At 71.5% G+C, this 17,899-nt stretch carries 14 protein-coding genes; 11 read left to right on the forward strand and 3 right to left on the reverse strand.

What is annotated here, in order from left to right; genetic code table 11:
- Positions 1–12 precede the first annotated feature (12 nt).
- From JOD97_RS13770 to JOD97_RS33170, 11 genes are all read left to right on the forward strand, one after another.
- The gene (locus JOD97_RS13770; RefSeq protein ID WP_209718483.1) at positions 13–597 is read left to right on the forward strand and encodes an acyltransferase; all 585 of its coding nucleotides are present in this window, start codon (positions 13–15) and stop codon (positions 595–597) included.
- A gap of 44 nt (positions 598–641) precedes the next feature.
- Complete coding sequence (locus tag JOD97_RS13775; RefSeq protein WP_209718488.1) at positions 642–1,730, forward strand: DegT/DnrJ/EryC1/StrS aminotransferase family protein; 1,089 nt, start codon at positions 642–644, stop codon at positions 1,728–1,730.
- Between the two features lie 63 nt (positions 1,731–1,793).
- Positions 1,794–3,137, forward strand: coding sequence for a lipopolysaccharide biosynthesis protein (locus JOD97_RS13780; RefSeq protein ID WP_209718491.1), 1,344 nt, complete (start codon positions 1,794–1,796; stop codon positions 3,135–3,137).
- Positions 3,124–4,368 (forward strand): hypothetical protein, encoded by a 1,245-nt coding sequence (locus tag JOD97_RS13785; protein WP_209718495.1) that lies wholly within the window; start codon positions 3,124–3,126, stop codon positions 4,366–4,368. The genes JOD97_RS13780 and JOD97_RS13785 overlap by 14 nt, the downstream gene beginning before the upstream one ends.
- Positions 4,361–5,446, forward strand: a complete 1,086-nt coding sequence (locus JOD97_RS13790; RefSeq protein ID WP_209718498.1) for a glycosyltransferase — start codon at positions 4,361–4,363, stop codon at positions 5,444–5,446. Before JOD97_RS13785 ends, JOD97_RS13790 begins: the two co-directional genes overlap by 8 nt.
- The gene (locus JOD97_RS13795) at positions 5,433–6,140 is read left to right on the forward strand and encodes a hypothetical protein (RefSeq protein ID WP_209718501.1); all 708 of its coding nucleotides are present in this window, start codon (positions 5,433–5,435) and stop codon (positions 6,138–6,140) included. The genes JOD97_RS13790 and JOD97_RS13795 overlap by 14 nt, the downstream gene beginning before the upstream one ends.
- Before the next feature lie 7 nt (positions 6,141–6,147).
- Positions 6,148–6,852: a hypothetical protein gene (locus JOD97_RS13800; RefSeq protein WP_209718504.1), complete on the forward strand. Its 705-nt coding sequence runs from the start codon at positions 6,148–6,150 to the stop codon at positions 6,850–6,852.
- A gap of 13 nt (positions 6,853–6,865) precedes the next feature.
- A complete protein-coding gene (locus tag JOD97_RS13805; protein ID WP_209718508.1) occupies positions 6,866–7,645 on the forward strand; it encodes a hypothetical protein in 780 nt (259 codons plus the stop codon).
- A gap of 45 nt (positions 7,646–7,690) precedes the next feature.
- Entirely contained in the window at positions 7,691–8,929 is a 1,239-nt protein-coding gene (locus JOD97_RS13810; protein ID WP_209718510.1) for a glycosyltransferase family 4 protein, read from the forward strand.
- 23 nt (positions 8,930–8,952) lie between these two features.
- Positions 8,953–10,152 (forward strand): DegT/DnrJ/EryC1/StrS aminotransferase family protein, encoded by a 1,200-nt coding sequence (locus tag JOD97_RS13815; protein ID WP_209718512.1) that lies wholly within the window; start codon positions 8,953–8,955, stop codon positions 10,150–10,152.
- Positions 10,146–11,954, forward strand: coding sequence for a sugar transferase (locus JOD97_RS33170; RefSeq protein WP_209718514.1), 1,809 nt, complete (start codon positions 10,146–10,148; stop codon positions 11,952–11,954). Before JOD97_RS13815 ends, JOD97_RS33170 begins: the two co-directional genes overlap by 7 nt.
- Positions 11,955–12,015: 61 nt before the next feature.
- Here JOD97_RS33170 and JOD97_RS13825 read toward each other — a convergent pair whose 3' ends face one another.
- The 3 genes from JOD97_RS13825 to JOD97_RS13835 form a co-directional block, all read right to left on the reverse strand.
- Positions 12,016–14,337, reverse strand: a complete 2,322-nt coding sequence (locus tag JOD97_RS13825; protein WP_209718516.1) for a DUF1565 domain-containing protein — start codon at positions 14,335–14,337, stop codon at positions 12,016–12,018.
- 130 nt (positions 14,338–14,467) lie between these two features.
- Positions 14,468–16,696: a GNVR domain-containing protein gene (locus tag JOD97_RS13830; RefSeq protein ID WP_229264439.1), complete on the reverse strand. Its 2,229-nt coding sequence runs from the start codon at positions 16,694–16,696 to the stop codon at positions 14,468–14,470.
- Between the two features lie 7 nt (positions 16,697–16,703).
- Positions 16,704–17,867 carry a polysaccharide biosynthesis/export family protein gene (locus JOD97_RS13835; RefSeq protein WP_229264440.1) on the reverse strand — a complete coding sequence of 388 codons (1,164 nt, stop codon included), beginning with the start codon at positions 17,865–17,867 and terminating at the stop codon, positions 16,704–16,706.
- Positions 17,868–17,899 lie beyond the last annotated feature (32 nt).

Genomic DNA, 17,899 nt, shown 5'->3' on the forward strand with positions numbered 1-17,899 from the left:
AGGAGAAACGATATGGATGTGACCGCACACCCCAGCGCCATCGTCGACGACGGCGCCGCCATCGGCGCCGGCACGCGCGTCTGGCACTTCAGCCACGTGTGCGGCGGCGCCCGCATCGGCCGACGCTGCTCGCTGGGCCAGAATGTCTACATCGGCAACGACGTGGTCATCGGCGACAACGTCAAGATCCAGAACAACGTCTCCGTGTACGACGCCGTCACCATCGAGGACGACGTCTTCTGCGGCCCCAGCATGGTGTTTACCAACGTCTACAACCCGCGCTCGGCCATCGCCCGCAAGGACGAATACCGGCCGACCTTGGTGCGCCGCGGCGCCACCATCGGCGCCAACGCCACCGTGGTGTGCGGCGTGACGATCGGCATGCACGCCTTCGTCGCCGCCGGCGCCGTGGTCAACCGCGACGTCCCCGATTTCGCGCTGATGGCCGGGGTGCCGGCGCGCCAGATCGGCTGGATCAGCCGCCACGGCGAGCGGCTCGACCTGCCGGCGCGCGGCGAGGGCCGCGCGCGCTGCCCGCACAGCGGCGACACCTACGCGGTGCGCGACGGCGTGTGCGCGCTGATCCCGGCGCCCTGAGCGCGCCCGCGCCGCCACCCGACCACCCAGCCCCGGAGCCCACCATGGAATTCATCGACCTGAAAGCCCAATACCAACTGCTGCGCGAGGATATCGGCGACGCCATCCAGCGCGTGCTCGACCACGGCCAGTACATCATGGGGCCGGAGGTGGCCCAGCTCGAGCACAAGCTGGCCGCGTTCACCGGCGCGCGCCATTGCGTGACGGTGTCGTCGGGCACCGAGGCGCTGCTGATCTCGCTGATGGCGCTGGGCGTCGAGCCCGGCGACGAGGTGATCACCACGCCGTTCTCGTTCATCGCCACCGCCGAGGCCATCGTGCTGCTGGGCGCGCGCCCGGTGTTCGTCGACGTCGAGCGCGCCAGCGGCAACCTCGACCCGGCGCTGGTCGCCGCCCGCATCGGCCCGCGCACCCGCGCCATCCTGCCGGTGTCGCTGTACGGCCAGCCGGCCGACATGGACGCCATCAACGCCGTCGCGCTGCGCCACGGCCTGCCCGTCATCGAGGACGCCGCGCAAAGCTTCGGCGCCGGCTACCGCGGCCGGCGCAGCGGCAACCTGTCGGCCATCGGCTGCACCAGCTTCTTCCCCAGCAAGCCGCTGGGCTGCTACGGCGACGGCGGCGCCATCTTCACCAGCGACGACGAGCTGGCCCAGGCGATGCGCGAGATCCGCGTCCACGGCCAGTCGCAGCGCTACCGCCACACCCGCATCGGCGTCGGCGGCCGCATGGACACCCTGCAGTGCGCCATCGTGCTGGCCAAGCTGGGCGCGTTCGAGCAGGAACTGGCGCGGCGCCGGCAGGTGGCGGCCGTCTACGACCGCCTGTTCGCCGGCCGCATCGAGACGCTCGCGCCGGCGCCGGACCGCGACAGCGCCTACGCCCAGTACACGGTGCTGCCGCAGCGGCGCGCCGCCGTGCAGAGCGCGCTGCAACTGGCCGGCATCCCCAGCGCGGTGCACTACCCGCTGCCGATCCACCAGCAGCCGGCGTACGCCCATTTCGACCATGCCGCCTGCCCGGTGGCCGAGCTGCTGGCCCGGCATGTGCTAAGCCTGCCGATGGGGCCCTACCTGGCCAGCGCCGACGCCGAGCGGGTGGCCGCCGTGGTGCTGGCGGCGGCCGGCGCCTAGCGCCGTCCCACGCCACAGGCCCGTTTCCACACCCACCACCATCACCTCAACCACCCGGCCGCCATGCGCACCCTGCCCACATTCTGGAAACATTTACTGACCGTGATGAGCGGCTCGCTGGCGGCGCAGGCGCTGCCGATCCTGGCCGCGCCGCTGATCACGCGCCTGTGCACGCCGGCGCAGATGGGCGCCTTCAGCGTCTGGTTCGGCGTGATCGCCATCGCCGCCGTGCCGGCCACGCTGCGCCTGGAAAACGCCATGATCCTCGACCAGCGCCGCCACCGCCAGCACCTGTGCTTCAGCGTCGTGGCCTGGTCGGCGACCTGGATGGCGGTGTTGCTGACGGTCGCGGCCACGCTGCTCGAGCTGTGCTGCCTGACCGGCATGTCCTGGCTGGGCGCGCTGACCGTGGGCGTGGGCGCCTGGCTGACGGCCACCACCCAAACCACGCTCGCCTACGCCGCCTCGCACAACGCCTTCGCGCCGGCCGCCAAGGCCAGGATCGTGGCGGCCGGCGGCATCGCGCTCGCGCAACTGGGCTTGCTCGGCACGGGCATCGGCACGGGCGCGCTGATGGGCGGCCACCTGGTCGGCCTGGCGCTGGGCCTGGTGGCGGCGCGCCTGCTGCTGCGCCCGCCCCTGGGCCGCCCCGGCGCGCAGCGGCCGGGCGCGCGTCCGCTGGCCTGGCTGGCCGCCGCGCCGGCGCGGCTGCGCCAGCTGGCGCGCGGCGGCCTGTCCGGGCTGCTGCCGTCGCGGGCCCAGCGCGCCTATCTGCTGACCCACCGCGCGCTGTGGCACTACACGCTGCCGGGCAACCTGCTCAACACCGGCGTCGGCCAGCTGCCGCTGCTGATCATCGGCGCCCGCCACGGCGCGCTCGCCGCCGGGCTGTTCGCGCTCACGCAGCGGGTGCTGGCCGCGCCGATCTCGCTGCTGGCCGCCTCGGTGCACGAGGTGTTCAAGCGCGAATCGGCGCGCCAGTACCAGGACACCGGCAACTGCCGCCCCGCCTACCTGCACGCGCTGCGCGTGTTGTTGCTGCTGGGCTGCGTGCCGTCGCTGATCCTGCTGCTGGCCTCGCCGGCGCTGTTCGCCTTCGCGTTCGGCGAGGCCTGGCGCGGCGCCGGCGAGCTGGCGCAGATCCTGGCGCCGCTGTACTTCCTCAACTTCCTCGCCAGCCCGCTGAGCTATGTGTTCCTGGTGGCCGGACGGCAAAAGATCGAGATGGTCTGGCAGATCGCGCTGTTCATCATGACCGCCTGCGCCTTCGCCGCCCCGCTCACGCTCAAGCAGAACGTGCTGGCCTACACGGTCGGCTACTCGCTGCTGTACCTGCTGTACCTGCGCATGTCCTACCGCTACAGCGTCAAGCTGCACCCGCCGGGAGGCCTGCATGCGGCCGGCTGACCACACCGGCGCAACCGCCGCGGCGGCGGCGCCCTGGACGCCCAGCGGCGCCATGGCCCGGCGCACCGGCCTGTTCGGCCCGGCCTACGCGGAGCTGGCGTTCTTGCTGCTGTTCGCCGGCTTCTTCGCCTACCAGACCCTGCTCGGACTGGGCCTGATACGGGCCTTCCTGGGCGGCTACTTCGCCGCCGTGTCGCTGCTGATGTTTCCCGTGCTGCTGCTATCCTACCTGCGCCGGCTGCACGCGCAAGCGTTCCGCCTGCACGGTGTCGACGCCGCCTTCCTCGGCTTCCTGGCCTACTTCGCCGCCGTGATCCTGGCCAACGCGCCCTTCGTCAGCCTCGCTTCGGTCGGCTACCACCTGCTGGGCATGGTGTACATGCTGAACCTGTTCATCATCTTCAAGACGCTGGACTTCGGCAGCCGCCGCTTCCAGCTGACCCAGCTCGCCAGCCTGGCCGCGATGTCGGCCGTGGTGTTCAGCTATTCGGTCGACGGCGCGTTCTACCTGGCCATGCTGGGCGCCGCGCTCGATCCCGACAGCGTCGCCACCTACCAGGGCTTCTCGCGGTCCTACCTGATGCCGATGATCGTCGCGCTGGCCTGCACCCGCAGCCGCCCGCTGCGCTGGGCGCTGTACGCGCTGGGCCTGCCCACCTTGTACATCAACACCGCCCGCAGCGAATTCGGCGCGCTGCTGTTCCTGATCCCGCTGATCGAATTCCACGCCTCGCGCCACCGCATGATCATGCTGGCGGCGCTGCTGCTGGTGTTCATGCTGATCAAATTCAACCTGGACGCCATCATCGCCGCCGTGCCCAGCAACCGCACGCTCGAGCTGCTCGACCCGTCGCACTCGTCGTCGGTCAGCGCGCGCCACCACCTGACCGTGCTGGCGCTGCGCACCATCGACCTGCACCCGGTCCTGGGCGACTACGCCAGCTACCCGCCGGGCTACTACGCGCACAACATCCTGTCGGCCTGGGTCGACCTGGGCCTGTTCGGTTTCCTCGGCCTGCTGCTGCTGCTGATCTATCCGCTGGTCCAGATGGGCGTGCACGGCTACCTGGTGGGCGGGCGCGGCAGCCGCGACCAGCGCTTCGTGCTGGCCTGGAGCATGCTCGCGACCACCCTGCTGTTACTGGGCCTGTCCCACAATTTCTGCGACATGCTGGTCGGCGCCGCGCTTGGCGCCTACGCCCGCTACCGCTGCGGAGGCCGCGATGCTTGAGATTGTCCACCTGGGCGCGGCGTCCGCGCGCGACGACCGCCGTATCGTCGACAAACAATGCCGGGCGCTGGCCGCGCGCGGCCACCGCGTCACGCTGGTGCTCGCCGACGGCCGCGGCGACGCATGGCGCGACGGCGTGCGCATCGTCGACGCCGGCGCGGGCGCGCTGCTGGCGGCCACGCCGCGCCTGTACCGGCGCGCGCTGGCGCTGCGGCCCGACATCGTGCAGCTGCACCACCCGGCGCTGCTGCCGGCCGGGCTGCGGCTGCGGCGCCATGGCTGCAAGGTGCTCTACGATGCCGGCGCCGGCGCCGAGCCGCCGCACGACGGCGCGGGCGCGGCCGACGGCGCCGCGCGGCGCGCGCTGGCGGCGCTGTGGCGCCGGCTCGAGCGCCAGGCCTGCCGCCGCCTCGACGGCGTCATCGCCGCCTCGCCGTCGGCCCGCGACGCCTTCCTGCCGTTCAACCGCGCAACCGTCTGCGTCGGCGACTTCCCGCTGCCCGACGAGTGCGGCGACGGCCTGGCCTGGGCCGAGCGGCCGGTGCGGGTGTGCCACGAGGGCGCGCTGAGCGCGATCCGCGGCATCGTCGAGCTGGTGCGCGCGTGCGAGCTGCTGCAGTCGCAGGTGCGCCTGAGCCTGGCCGGCGACTTCACCGAGGCGGCGCTGGCCGCGCGCATGCTGGCGCGTCCGGGCTGGCGCCGCATCGACGCCCTGGGCCGGCTGGGCCGTCCCGGCATCGGCGCACTGCGGGCGTCCTCGCGCGCCGGCCTGATCACGCCGCACGCCACGCCCGCCGCGCTGGGCGCGCCGCCGGCGACGCTGTTTGAAACCATGGCCGCCGGCATCCCGGTGATCGCCTCCGACTTTCCGCTGTGGCGCGCCGTGGTCGAGGCCCACGCCTGCGGCCTGTGCGTCGATCCGCGCGATCCGCCGGCCATCGCCGCCGCCATCGACTACCTCGCCAGCCACCCCGACATCGCCCGCCGCATGGGCGAGAACGGCCGCCGCGCGGTGCGCGCGCGCTACAACTGGCACCACGAATCGGCCAAACTGGTGGCGTATTATGAACATCTCTGAGCTGCTGGAACGGCTGCGCGAGACCCTGCGCCTGGCCCGCCAGATCGCCCGCCTGCCGCGCGCGCGGCTGCGCTTCGAGCGCGCGCTCGACCCCGAGCTGGTGCGGCGCACCCACCGCCTGTTCACCAAGCCGCATCCGCGCTACCGCGTGGTGCGCCACAAGTCGATCGGCGTGGCGCTGATCGACCTGCGCGCCTACGCCAGCGGCGAAGCGTATCTGCACGCGCTGCGCCAGCGCGACTACGCGGGCTACCACAGCCGGCGCGCGCGCGAGCGCGGCTACACCGTCGCCGAGATCGACCGCAACGACTACATCGACGACATCCACCAGATCAACACCTCGCTCGACCAGCGCCAGGGACGGCCGATGGACCCGGCCTACGCCGCCCGGACCGCGCGCTACGACGCCGACGGCCTGCGCCACTACGGCGTGCTCGACAAGCACGGCAAGCTGGTGGCCTACGTCGACGTCGGCGTCTACGGCAACTTCGCCGCCACCGACCGCCTGCTCGGCTACAAGAACGGCGACGGCGTCATGTACCTGCTGCTGGCCGACGTCGCCTGCCGCCTGATCGACGACGGCCGCCTCGACTACCTGATGTACGACACCTATCTCGGCGCGCTGCCGGGGCTGCGCAACTTCAAGAAAAAACTGGGCTTCCGCCCCTACCGCATCCGTTATTCCATCCAGTGAGGACATCATGATCAATACACTCATCAAGCAATGCAAGCTGATGCTCGACGTCGCCCGGCTGCCGGTGGCCACACTGTGCTTCGACACCAGTTTCCATCCGGACGACGTGCGCGCCATGCACCGCCTGTTCACCAGTCCGCACCCGAAATACAAGGTGTTCGGCTACAAGCAGCTGGGCGTGGCGCTGATCGACCTGCGCCGCGCCGGCGCGTCCGACCACGTCGACCACATCATCGGAAAAGCGGACGCGGCCACCTTCGTCAACAAGGCCCGGCGGCGCGGCTATACGCTGGCGCAGATCGACCGCAACGACCACGTCGACGCCATCCACGACATCAACGTCAGCCTGCCGAGCCGGCAAGGCCGGCCGATGGACGCCAGCTACCGCGAAAAGAAAACCCACTTCGAGACGCAGCGCCACTACCGCTATTTCGGCGCGTTCAACAAGCAGGGCAAGCTGGTGGCCTACTGCAACATCGGCCGCTTCGGCAACTTCGCCGCGTTCTCGCAGCTGATCGGCTACCGCAACAACGACGGCGTCATGCACCTGATGGTCAACGAGATCGTCCACCTGCTGATCGACGAGCTGCGCGCCGGCAGCGGCCCGGAGTTCCTGATGTACGACACCTTCTTCGGCGCCCAGCCGGGGCTGCGGCAGTTCAAGACCATGCTCGGCTTCGCGCCCTACCGGGCCCGCTACAGCCTGCGCTAGAGCGGCGGCCACCATGCGCACCGTCCTGAACCGTCTTTACAGCGACTACCTGATGCCGTCGCGCCTGCGCCACTACGAGGCGCTGCTGCGGCAGGCGCGCCAGCATGGCTACCGGCAGACCTCGGTGCGCGCATGGCTGGCGACCTTGCGCGGCGGCCGCGCCGGCGACGGCCCGGTGCTGGTGCACCGGCACGACATCGACACCGACCTGGCCACCGCGCGCCGCATGTTCGCGCTCGAGCAAAAGCACGGCGTGCGCGCCAGCTATTATTTCCGCCTGTCGACGCTGGACTTCGACCTGATGCGCGACATCGAGGACTACGGCAGCGAGGCCAGCTACCACTACGAGGAGATCGCCACCTACGCCAAGCAGGCCCACCTGAAGGACGCCGCGCAGGTGCGCCTGCACATGGACGAGATCCGCGGCCAGTTCGAGCGCAACTTCCGCCACATCGAGCAGCGGCTCGGCATCAAGATGGTCACCGTCGCCAGCCACGGCGACTTCGCCAACCGCCGGCTCGGCATGATCAACCACGAGCTGCTCGACGACACGGCGCTGCGCGCGCGCTGCGGCATCGCCTGCGAAAGCTACGACGACGAATTGCTGTCGAGCTTTGACCTGTACATCAGCGACCGCCCGCACCCGGAATACTTCCATCCGCTGCCGCCGCAGGCCGCGCTGGGCACGCACCGCCGCATCTGCCTGCTGACCCATCCGTCGCAATGGCGCACCAACTGGACCGACACCAGCCGCCACAACCTGCGCCGGCTGGTCGAGGCCTGGCGCTGGTGATTGCCGCCACGCCACCGCCCCCCTCCACCACTGAAGGCCACGCCGATGAACATCCTGCTGATCAACCACTACGCCGGCTCGGTGCGCCACGGCATGGAATACCGGCCCTACTACCTGGCGCGCGCCTGGGTGCGCGCCGGCCACCGGGTGCGCATCGCCGCCGCGTCGAGCTCGCACCTGCGCGCGACGGCGCCGGCGATGGACGGGCGCCGCCTGGTCGACGAGATCATCGACGGCATCGAGTACCGCTGGCACGCGGCGCCGGCCTACCGCGGCAACGGCCTGGGCCGGGCCGCCAACATGGCCGCCTTCGTCGCCGCGCTGTACCGCGGCGCGGCGGCGCTGGCGCGCAACTTCCAGCCCGACCTGGTGATCGCCTCGAGCACCTACCCGGCCGACATCTGGCCGGCGCGCCGCATCGCCGCGCTGGCCGGCGCGCGCCTGGCGTTCGAGGTGCACGACCTGTGGCCGCTGTCGCCGATGGAGCTGGGCGGCATGCCGGCCTGGCACCCGTTCATCGCGCTGATGCAGGCGGCCGAGGACTACGCCTACCGCCACGCCGACACCGTCATCTCGATCCTGCCGCACGCCGGCGACCACATGGCCGCGCGCGGCATGGCGCCGCACAAGCTGCACGTGGTGCCCAACGGCGTCGACCCCGACGAGTGGGACCGGGCGCCGGCGCCGCTGCCGGCGCCGGCCGCGGCGCTGCTCGACGCGCTGCGCGACGACGGCCGCACCGTGGTCGGCTACGCGGGCAGCCACGGCCTGGCCAACGCGCTCGACACGCTGCTCGACGCCGCCGCGCTGCTGCGCGGGCGGCCGCTGGCGTTCGTGCTGGCCGGGGCCGGCCCCGACAAGCAGGCGCTGCAGCGCAAGGCCGCCGCCGCCGGGCTGCGCCACGTGCACTTCCTCGAACCGCTGGCCAAGCGCCACATGCCGGCGCTGCTGCGCCGCTTCGACCTGGCCTACCTCGGTTGGCGGCGCCAGCCGCTGTACCGCTTCGGCATCTCGCCCAACAAGCTGGGCGACTACATGATGGCCGCGCGCCCCATCGTCCACGCGGTCGAAGCGGCCAACGATCCGGTGGCCGAAGCCGGCTGCGGCGTCAGCGTCGCGCCCGCCGCCCCGGCCGCGCTGGCGGCCGCCATCGCGCGCCTGGCGGCCCTGCCGGCCGCGCGCCGCGACGAACTGGGCCGGCGCGGCGCCGCCTACGCCCGCGCCCACCTCGACTACGCGCTGCTGGCCGACCGCTTCCTGGCCGCCTGCGCCGCGCCGCACTGACCGTGCCCCACCAAGGAGAGACCATGTCCCCATCACGCCCGCAAGCCCACCCGGCGCCCGCCGACAGCGCCGCGTCCGAATTCCTGCCGTTCGCCCTGCCCGACCTGGGCGAGGAGGAGGCCGCCGCCGTGCTCGAGTGCCTGCGCTCGGGCTGGATCACCACCGGCGCCGTCAGCCGCCGCTTCGAGCAGGAGTTCGCCGACTTCCTCGGCGGCGGCGTCACCGCCGTGGCGGTCAACTCGGCCACCGCCGGCCTGCACCTGGCGCTCGAGGCGCTGGGCATCGGCCCCGGCGACGAGGTGATCGTGCCGACCATGACCTTCACCGCCACCGCCGAGGTGGTGCGCTACCTGGGCGCCGACCCGGTGCTGGTCGACGTCGACGACGCCACCTTGTGCATCGACGCGGAGGCGATCGCCGCCGCCATCACGCCGCGCACGCGCGCCATCGTGCCGGTCCACTACGCCGGCCTGGCGTGCGACATGAACGCCATCCTGGCGCTGGCGCGGCGCCACGGCCTGCGCGTGGTCGAGGATGCCGCGCACGCCTTCCCCACCTTGTACCGGGGCCGCGCGGTCGGCACCCTCGACAGCGACGCCACCGTGTTCAGCTTTTACGCCAACAAGACCATCACCACCGGCGAGGGCGGCATGGTGGTGTGCCGCGACCCGGAACTGCTGCGGCGCGTGCGCGTCATGCGCCTGCACGGCATCAGCGAGGACGCCTTCGACCGCTACACCTCGCGCCGGCCGGCGTGGTTCTACCAGGTCGTCGCGCCCGGCTACAAATACAACCTGACCGACATCGCGGCCGCGATCGGCTGCCAGCAGCTGCGCAAGATCGGCGCCTTCCTGGCGCGCCGCCAGCTGCTGGCGGCGCGCTACGCCGAGGGCCTGGCCGGCTTGCCGCTGCGCCTGCCGCCGGACGCCGGTGCCGGCGGCCAGCACGCCTGGCACCTGTATCCGGTGCGGCTGACGGCCGCCGCGCCGCTCGAGCGCGACCGCCTGATCGAGCTGCTGGCCGAGCGCGGGGTCGGCACCAGCGTGCATTACATCCCGCTGCACCGCCAGCCGTACTGGCGCGAGCGCTACGACCTGCGCGCCGAGTCTTTCCCCAGGGCGGAGGCGGCCTACCGGTCGCTGCTGACCCTGCCCCTGTACACCCGCATGCGCGACGCCGACCAGGCGCGCGTGATCGCCACCCTGAGGGAGCTGCTATGTTAAGCGATATGAGCAAGCGCGCGTTCGACATCGTCGCCGCGCTGGCCGGCTTGGTGCTGCTGGCGCCGCTGCTGCTGGTGCTGGCGGCGTGGATCAAGGCCGGCTCGCCCGGCCCGGTGCTGTACCGCCAGTTGCGCGTCGGCCGCCACGGCGTGCCGTTCCGCATCTACAAGTTCCGCACGATGGGCGTGTCGGCCGAGGACGCCGGCCTGCTGTCGCTGGCCGACGACCCGCGCGCCACCCGCGCCGGGCGCGTGCTGCGGCGCCACAAGCTCGACGAGCTGCCGCAGTTGCTCAACGTGCTGCGCGGCGAGATGAGCCTGGTGGGACCGCGCCCCGAGGTGCCGCGCTACGTCGCGCACTACCCGCCGGCCGTGCGCGAGCTGGTGCTGTCGGTCGCGCCCGGCATCACCGACCGGGCCGCGATCCACTTCCGCGACGAGGGCGAGATCCTGCGGCGCGCGCCCGACCCGGAACAGGCCTACCTGCAGCAGGTGCTGCCCGTCAAGCTGGACTATTACGTGCGCTACGTGCTCGAGCGCAGCCTGCTGACCGACCTGCGCATCCTGGCCGCCACCGTGTGGGCGCTGCTGGCGCCCGGCGGTATCAGCCACGGCGGCGCGGACGGCGCCACGCGGCCGCGCCGTTGGCCGCGCGCGCGGCTGCTGAGCGAGAGCCGGCTGGGGGCGCACGACTGGCAGTCGCCGCTGATCTCGCTGCTGCGCGGCCTGGCGGCGCTGCAGGTGGCCGCCGCCCACCTGCGCGCGCACGTGTTCCCCGGCCTGAGCACGCTCGAGCATCCGTCGTTGTGGTATCTGGGACTGTCGTTCGGCACCGGCTTCGCGCACCAGGCGGTGATCGTGTTCTTCGTGCTCAGCGGCTGGCTGGTCGGCGGCAGCCTGCTCGATCGCGCCGGCCAGCCGCGCGCGCTGCGCGATTACGCGATCGACCGCGCCACGCGGCTGTGGATCGTGCTGCTGCCGGCCTTCTTGCTGATGCTGGCGCTGGGCCTGGGCACCGGCGAGCTCGACGCCGCCCGGCCGCGGCTGGCCGACGCCAGCCCGTGGTCGCTGGCCACGCTGCTGGGCAACCTGGCCGGCCTGCAAACGATGGCCGTGCCCGTCTTCGGCGGCAACTTCCCCTTGTGGAGCCTGGCCTACGAGACCTGGTATTACGCGCTGTTCCCGCTGCTGGTGCTGGCCCTGCGCCCCGGCGGCGCGCGCCGGCGGCTGGCGGCGGCGCTGGCGGCGGTGGCGCTGGCGTCCTGCCTCAGTCCGGCCATCACGCTGTATTTCGTGGTGTGGTTGATGGGCGCGGCCGGATCGCGGCTGCGCTTCGATCTGGGCCGCGTGCAGCGCTACGCCGGCTGGCTGGTGTTCGGCGCGGTGGCGGTGGCGATGCGGCTCAAGGGGCAGGACGGCGACATCGACGCGCGCACCTTGCCGGGCGACGTGCTGTACAGCGCCCTGTTCCTGTTGTGCCTGTGCGGCGCGGGACGCCGCGACCCGGCGGCGATGCGCCCGCTGGTGGCGCTGGGCACCTTTCTGGCGGGTTTTTCGTTCACCTTGTATGTGGTGCACGTGCCGCTGCTGCGGGCGTTGTGGGCCTACCGCGGCGGCGCGCCGCTGTCGCCCAACGACCCGGCCAGCATGGCGGTGTACGCCGCCATGCTGGCCATCGTCGTCTCGCTCGCCTACCTGTTCCATCTGCCGTTCGAGGCGCAAACGGCCAGGCTGCGGCGCTTGATCAAGCGCGGACGGACGGGCGGCAAGTTGGTCGCGCCGGCGGCGGGCGAAGCCGGCTAGTAACCGGCCGTGGGCGGGGCCGGCTGGTGGCCGGCCCCGCTGCCGCCGACGCGGCTGGCGCTTACTTGTACGCGCCGATGCTGACCGGCTGCATCGGCGTGCCCTCGATGTCGTAGGCCGGCGCGTTGCTGGTGGTGCCGGTTCCCTTGGCGGGCGAGGTGCTGCGCAGGTGGAAGTCCGGCGTGCCCGTGCGGGTGTACGAGACGAACTGCGGATCGGCCGACACCGTGCCGCTGGCGACCAGGCCGTTGCGCAAGCTGATGTTGTAGTTGGTGTTCTGGTACACCAGGTTGTTGAGGTAGCTGTTGTGGGTGCCGGTCACGCCCTGCTCGGAGATCCCGTACTGGTTGTCGTAGACGATGTTGTTGACCACGCGGATGTTGTCGGCCCCGGCGCTGCTGTGGTAGAAGTCGCCGCCGCCGACGATGATGCCCATGCCCGAGTTGGTCACGGTGTTGTTGGCGATGACGACGCTGGTCGCGTCGTGCCACAAGTGGATCGCGCCCTGGGCGACGCGGTAGACGACGTTGCCCACCACGCTGCCGGAGGTGCTGACGTAGATGCCGTGCACATGCGAGCAGCCGGCCGGGCCGATGTCGTAGACGAAGTTGTTCACCACGTCGCCCTTGACGCCGTTGTAGTACGAATCGACGCCGATGGCCGCGCCGCCGGTGCTGTCGCACGCGATGTTCTGGGCGATGTGGTGCACCCGGTTGTTGCGGATGACATCGTAGGAGCCGCCGTTGTAGAAGCCGTTGCGCCACTTGGTGCCGCTCTGGTAGGCGCTGCCGTCGATCTCGAAGCCGTTGATCTCGACATAGTTGCCGCGGTTGTCCCAGGCCACGCTGCTGCTCGAGTTGGAAGCCGGCACGATCCTGGCGCCCCACTTGGTGGTCGACACGTAGTAGATGCGGCCGTTGGCGTTGCCGCTGGCGTTGGTCAGGAAGCCGCCCGGGTAGTTGCCCGGCGCGACGTGCACGGTGGTGTCCGGCGCGGCCAGCGCGGCGGCGCGCGCGATCGTTTTCAGCGGCGAACCCTGGGCGCCGGAATTGCTGTCCGAGCCGCTGGTCGACACGTACAGGTGGTTGGCCGTGGTTGGCGTCGGTGTCGGGGTCGGGGTCGGCGTTGGCGTCGGGGTCGGGGTCGGTGTCGGCGTCGGGGTCGGGGTCGGGGTGGTTCCGGTGTACTCGAACGCGCCGACATCGGGGCCGGCGCCGACCGGGCGCGCGACGCCGTCGAAGTCGGCCGGCGGCGCGTCGGCGGCCAGCGCCTTGTCGATCGCCGGCGAGGTCGCGCGCAGGTGGTAGTCGCCGCCGCCGGTGCGCACGTAATTGACGAACTGCGGCGCGGCCGCGATGGTGGCGGCCGCGACGCCCTTGAGGAGCAGGTAGGCGCTGGACGTTTGCTGGAACATCAGGTTGTTTGAATATACGTTGTGCGACCCCAAGTTACCCTGTTCGACCACGCCATAGGCGGTGTCGTAGACGATGTTGTTGGTCACGCGCGAGTTGTCGCCCGCCCCCGTGGCGAAATAATAATCGCCGCTGCCGACCACCACGCCGGTGTCGGAGGCGAAGATGGTGTTGTTGGACACGTCCACACCGGAGGCGTCGTGCCACAGGCGCACGCCGGCGTTCGAGATGCCGTAGATCAGGTTGTTCTTGACGTTGGTGCCCACGCTGTTGACATAGACTCCGTACATGCTCTTGCACCCGCTGGCGCCAATGTCGTGCACCATGTTGCCGCTCACGTCATGCGCGCTGCCCTTGAAATAACTGTCGGCGCCGATGCCACCGCCCGAGGCGCACGCGGTGCGTCCGATGTGGTGCACATTGTTGCCGCGCACGCCACCGAAAGAACCGCCGGTATAAATGCCGGTGGTCCACAGCGTGCCGCCGCGCGGCGTGCTGCCGTCGACGTCGAAGCCGGAGATGTCGACATAGCTGCCGCGGTTGTCCCACGCGATCGCCGACGTCGATGTGGACGGCGGCACGATTTTCGCCCCCCATTTTCTATCCGACACATACTGAATGCGCGCCGCCGCCGTGCCGCTGGCGGCGGTGATGAAGCCGCCGCCGTAGACGCCCGGCGCGACGTGGATGATGGTGCCGGGCGTGGCCACCTGCGAGGCCCTGCGTATCGTCAAAAACGGCGCCGCCTGGGTGCCGGCGTTGCTGTCCGATCCGGTGGTCGACACGTACAGCTCGGCGCTTGCGGCCGCGCCGTTGTACGTGACGCTGGCCGCCAGCACCGGCGCCGACGCCGTGGCGACCGGCTTGGCCTGGTCGCCGCTGCCGCCGCCGCACGCGGCGAGCAGAACAGCGCATGCGCCCAGACCAGCGGTCTTGCCCCCGTGGGACAGGTAGTTGACAGAATTTTTCATCAGTCGTTCCTCGTTCATGAAGTGAATGAGGAAGGTTTGATCTGAATCAAATTCTATAGTTCAATGCTTTCAGAAAAAAATTCTGGCAAGACTTTATTACAACAAAAAAAGCACGCCGCGCCGCGCGCTGTCAAGCGTCGTTGAACACCACGCCGTGCGGCGCGATGCCGGCCTGGTTGAGCCGTTTGACGGCCGCGTTGAGCTCGGCCTCGGTGGTCACGCCGGCGCGCGTGACGAGGAACACCGCGCCCGCGTGCGCGCCGACAACCAGCGCGTCGGCCGCCTCGAGCACCGGCGGCGCCGTCAGCAGCAGCACGTCGTAGCGCGCGCCCAGCGCCTCGAGCAGGCCGGCCAGGTGGCGGTGCTGCAGCAGCTCGGTCTGCTGCGGCAGCACGCTACCGCAGGGAATGAAGTCGAGACGGTCGGCAACCCCGTGCCGCACCGCCTGGTGCGGCTGCAGCGCGCCGGCCAGGCACTCGGCCAGCCCGCCCGAGCGTTCGATGCCGAAATACTCGTGCAGGCGGCCGCCGCGCAGGTCGGCGTCGATCAGCAAGGTGCGCTTGCCGCCGGACGCCATCAGCAGCGCCAGGTTGACCGACACGAACGACGCCCCCACCCGCCGCGTCGGCCCCAGGCAGCTGACCACGCTGTTGCGGCTGTGCGGCAACACGAACTGCAGCGCCGCGCGGAACGCGCGCAAGCTCTCGGCGGCGGCGTCGTCCGGCGCCGCCTGCGCCAGCAGCAGCGGCGCCCGCTTGCGCGCCTGGCGCCGCAACCGGTCCTGGCTGCGGCTGTGGGGAATGATCGCGTGCACCGTGCGCGCGCCCAGCAGCGCCTCGATGCGCTCGGGGTCGTCGATGCCGCCGCGCACGGCCTTGCTGGCGAACGCCAGCAGCGAGGCCAGGAACACACCGGTGACCATGCCCAGCGCCACGATCAGCGGCCGGTTCGGCTTGAGCGCGCGCTCCGGCGCCACCGGCATGTCGACCATGCGCACGTTGCCGATCCGCCCCACCGCCACCAGGCGCAACTGCTGCGCAGTGTTCAGCAGCTCGGTGTACAGGTCGGTGCCGACCTTGACGTCGCGCGCCAGCCGCGCCTGCTCCTGCTCGAGCAGCGGCAACTGCTTGATGCGCGCCTCGAGCTCGTCGATCTCGCGGGCCGTCTCGCGCGCCTGCTGGTTCAGCGCCAGCAGCAGCGGATGCTCGTCGGTGTAGCGTCCCAGCAGCTCGGCGCGCTTTTGCGCCAGCGTGTCGCGCCGCGTGCGCGTGGCCGCCAGCGTGTCGAGCGCGATGCGCACCTCCTGCTCGAGGTTGACGGTGGCGTGGCTGCTGCGGTAGCCGTTGTAGCTGGCCTCGGCGCTTTCGAGCTGGTGGCGCAGCACCGGCAACTGGCGGTCGAGGAAGGCCAGCGTCTTTTGCGCCTCCTCGGTGCGGCGCGCCAGGTTTTGCCGCATGTATTCGCCGCCGATCTCGGTCAGGGTGGCGTACACCTTGTGCGGCTCGGGCCCCTGCAGCTTGACCTCGATGACGCCCGACTGCTTGCCCTGTTCGGTGATCACCAGCGCCGCCTGCACCTGCTCGATCGCGGCCAGCCGGGTGGTGCGCCGCAGCAGGAAGCGCGCGCCGGCCGCGCCGCGCAGCCGCGCCACCAGCAAATCGATCGGACCGGCCGGGCCGGCCGCGTGCGCCGGCTGCCCGGTCACGCCCTCGAGCACCGGGTGCCCCTTGGCGTCGCTGAGCCGGTAGCGCTCGGCGCCGAGCGCGGTGACGGCGAACTCCTGGTTGTACATCGCGTCGGGCACCTCGAAGCTGGCCACCTCGATCTTTTCGCCGCCCCACACGTAGCCGCCGCGGCCGAACAGCCCCGGCTCGGACAGCTGGCTGCCGCGGCGCGCCGCGATCCACTCGCCGCCCAGCGGAAAGTAGCGCGGCCGGGCGTCGATGTACAGGCGCAGCGCGTCGACCGCGCGCGCCACCACCAGGCGCGAGCGCAGCAGCTCCATCTCGGCGATCGCCGCCTTCTTGGTCTCGAACAGCGACGACACGTCGTTGAGGATGTTCTTCGACGCGTTCGGGTTTTCCTCCTCCACATGCAGCAGCATGTCGGCCTCGTAGACCGGGCGCGCGGCCAGCGCGTACGCCAGCGCCGTCAGCGTGCACAGCGCGGTGACGGCGGCGATCAGCCAGCGCCGGCTCACCAGGGTCTGGAAATACGCGCGCCACGGCAGCGCGCCCGGGTCCGACGCCGGCGGCGGCTCGACCCGCTCGATCAGCTGGGTCGGCGCGGCGATGCCGCGCAGCGAGCGCAGCCGCGGCGGATGGTCGTGGGTCGGATGGGGATCGGGCATGTCTTGCATGGCGGGCCTATGGTCTGACGGTGGCGCCGACCGCGGACGACAGCTCGCCCGGGAACAACTGGCTGATCGCGCGGTGCCAGTTGGCCAGCGGCGAGGCGGCCACGTACACCACGTCCTTGGGGCGCAGCGCGAAGCGTTCGGCCAGCGCCAGCGCCTGCGCCGGCCGGGCGTCGAGCCGGTACACGCGCGGCCCGCGCTCGGTGCGCCGCACCACGTACACCTGGCCGGCGTCGCCGCTTTGCGGATTGATGCCGCCGACCTCGCCGAGCGCCTCGTTCAGGCTCAGGCGCCCGTCGTGCATGGTCAGCGCGCGCGGCTGCAACACCTCGCCGGCGACGAACACCTTGCTCTCGTCGCGCGGCGGCACCCGCACGACGTCGCCGTCGGCCAGCATCACGGCGGCGGCGTGGCGGCCGGCGCGCAGCGCGCCGATCAGGTCGACCGGGTGGCGCCGCCCCGCGCGTTCGACAGTGATGCGGCTCTGGTCGGCGCTGGGCAGCAGGCCGCCGGCGCGGTTGAGCGCCTCGAGCAAGGTCATCGGGATGTCGTTGATGGTTTGCAGGCCGGGCGTGCGCACCTCGCCGTCGATGTAGACGCGCTGGCTGCGGTAGGCCTGCACGCTGAGCGTGACGCGCGGCTCGCGGAAGTAGCGCGCCAGCCGCGTGGTCAGCAGCGCCACGGCCTGCTCGCGCGTCAGGCCGGCGACGTCCATCGTGCCGGCGAACGGAAAACGCAGCCGGCCCTGCTGGTCGATGACGAAGCTGGCCGCCGACGGCGCCTGCACCACGCCGTCGACGCCGCTGTCGCGCGCGACCGCGCCGGTCAGCTCCGGATGGTCCCACAGCGTGATCGACAGCACGTCGCCGGCGCCCAGCATATAAGTGGTTGACTGCGGCGCTGCCGCCGCCAGCGCGTCGGACTCCTGGGCGGCGGCGGGCGCGCCGTCGCCGCGCTCGGCGTCGATCAATTGGTCGGTGATGGGGATGACCTCGGCGTCGTCCGGCGCCGGCGCCCCGTGCATGGGAGAGGTGGCGCAGCCGGCCAGCGCCAGCGCCGCCAGCGCCGGCGCCAGCAAGCCGCGCGCGCGGCGGCGCACGGACCCGACCGGGCGGACGGTGGCGATAAACAGCGCGGCGAACCACGCCACGGCGGATAGGATGACGGTGTGCATGACGGCCTCCGGAAACTCGACCAGAGTAGATC

Origin of the sequence: Duganella sp. 1411, from assembly GCF_017833525.1 — a bacterium.
GTDB lineage: Bacteria > Pseudomonadota > Gammaproteobacteria > Burkholderiales > Burkholderiaceae_D > Rugamonas.

Excerpts from the sequence above, each read along its gene's own strand:
- JOD97_RS13770 (WP_209718483.1), top strand. The coding sequence starts at position 13 with ATGGATGTGACCGCACACCCCAGCGCCATCGTCGACGACGGCGCCGCC.
- JOD97_RS13775 (WP_209718488.1), top strand. The coding sequence starts at position 642 with ATGGAATTCATCGACCTGAAAGCCCAATACCAACTGCTGCGCGAGGAT.
- JOD97_RS13780 (WP_209718491.1), top strand. The coding sequence starts at position 1,794 with ATGCGCACCCTGCCCACATTCTGGAAACATTTACTGACCGTGATGAGC.
- JOD97_RS13785 (WP_209718495.1), top strand. The coding sequence starts at position 3,124 with ATGCGGCCGGCTGACCACACCGGCGCAACCGCCGCGGCGGCGGCGCCC.
- JOD97_RS13790 (WP_209718498.1), top strand. The coding sequence starts at position 4,361 with ATGCTTGAGATTGTCCACCTGGGCGCGGCGTCCGCGCGCGACGACCGC.
- JOD97_RS13795 (WP_209718501.1), top strand. The coding sequence starts at position 5,433 with ATGAACATCTCTGAGCTGCTGGAACGGCTGCGCGAGACCCTGCGCCTG.
- JOD97_RS13800 (WP_209718504.1), top strand. The coding sequence starts at position 6,148 with ATGATCAATACACTCATCAAGCAATGCAAGCTGATGCTCGACGTCGCC.
- JOD97_RS13805 (WP_209718508.1), top strand. The coding sequence starts at position 6,866 with ATGCGCACCGTCCTGAACCGTCTTTACAGCGACTACCTGATGCCGTCG.
- JOD97_RS13810 (WP_209718510.1), top strand. The coding sequence starts at position 7,691 with ATGAACATCCTGCTGATCAACCACTACGCCGGCTCGGTGCGCCACGGC.
- JOD97_RS13815 (WP_209718512.1), top strand. The coding sequence starts at position 8,953 with ATGTCCCCATCACGCCCGCAAGCCCACCCGGCGCCCGCCGACAGCGCC.
- JOD97_RS33170 (WP_209718514.1), top strand. The coding sequence starts at position 10,146 with ATGTTAAGCGATATGAGCAAGCGCGCGTTCGACATCGTCGCCGCGCTG.
- JOD97_RS13825 (WP_209718516.1), bottom strand. The coding sequence starts at position 14,337 with ATGAAAAATTCTGTCAACTACCTGTCCCACGGGGGCAAGACCGCTGGT.
- JOD97_RS13830 (WP_229264439.1), bottom strand. The coding sequence starts at position 16,696 with ATGCAAGACATGCCCGATCCCCATCCGACCCACGACCATCCGCCGCGG.
- JOD97_RS13835 (WP_229264440.1), bottom strand. The coding sequence starts at position 17,867 with ATGCACACCGTCATCCTATCCGCCGTGGCGTGGTTCGCCGCGCTGTTT.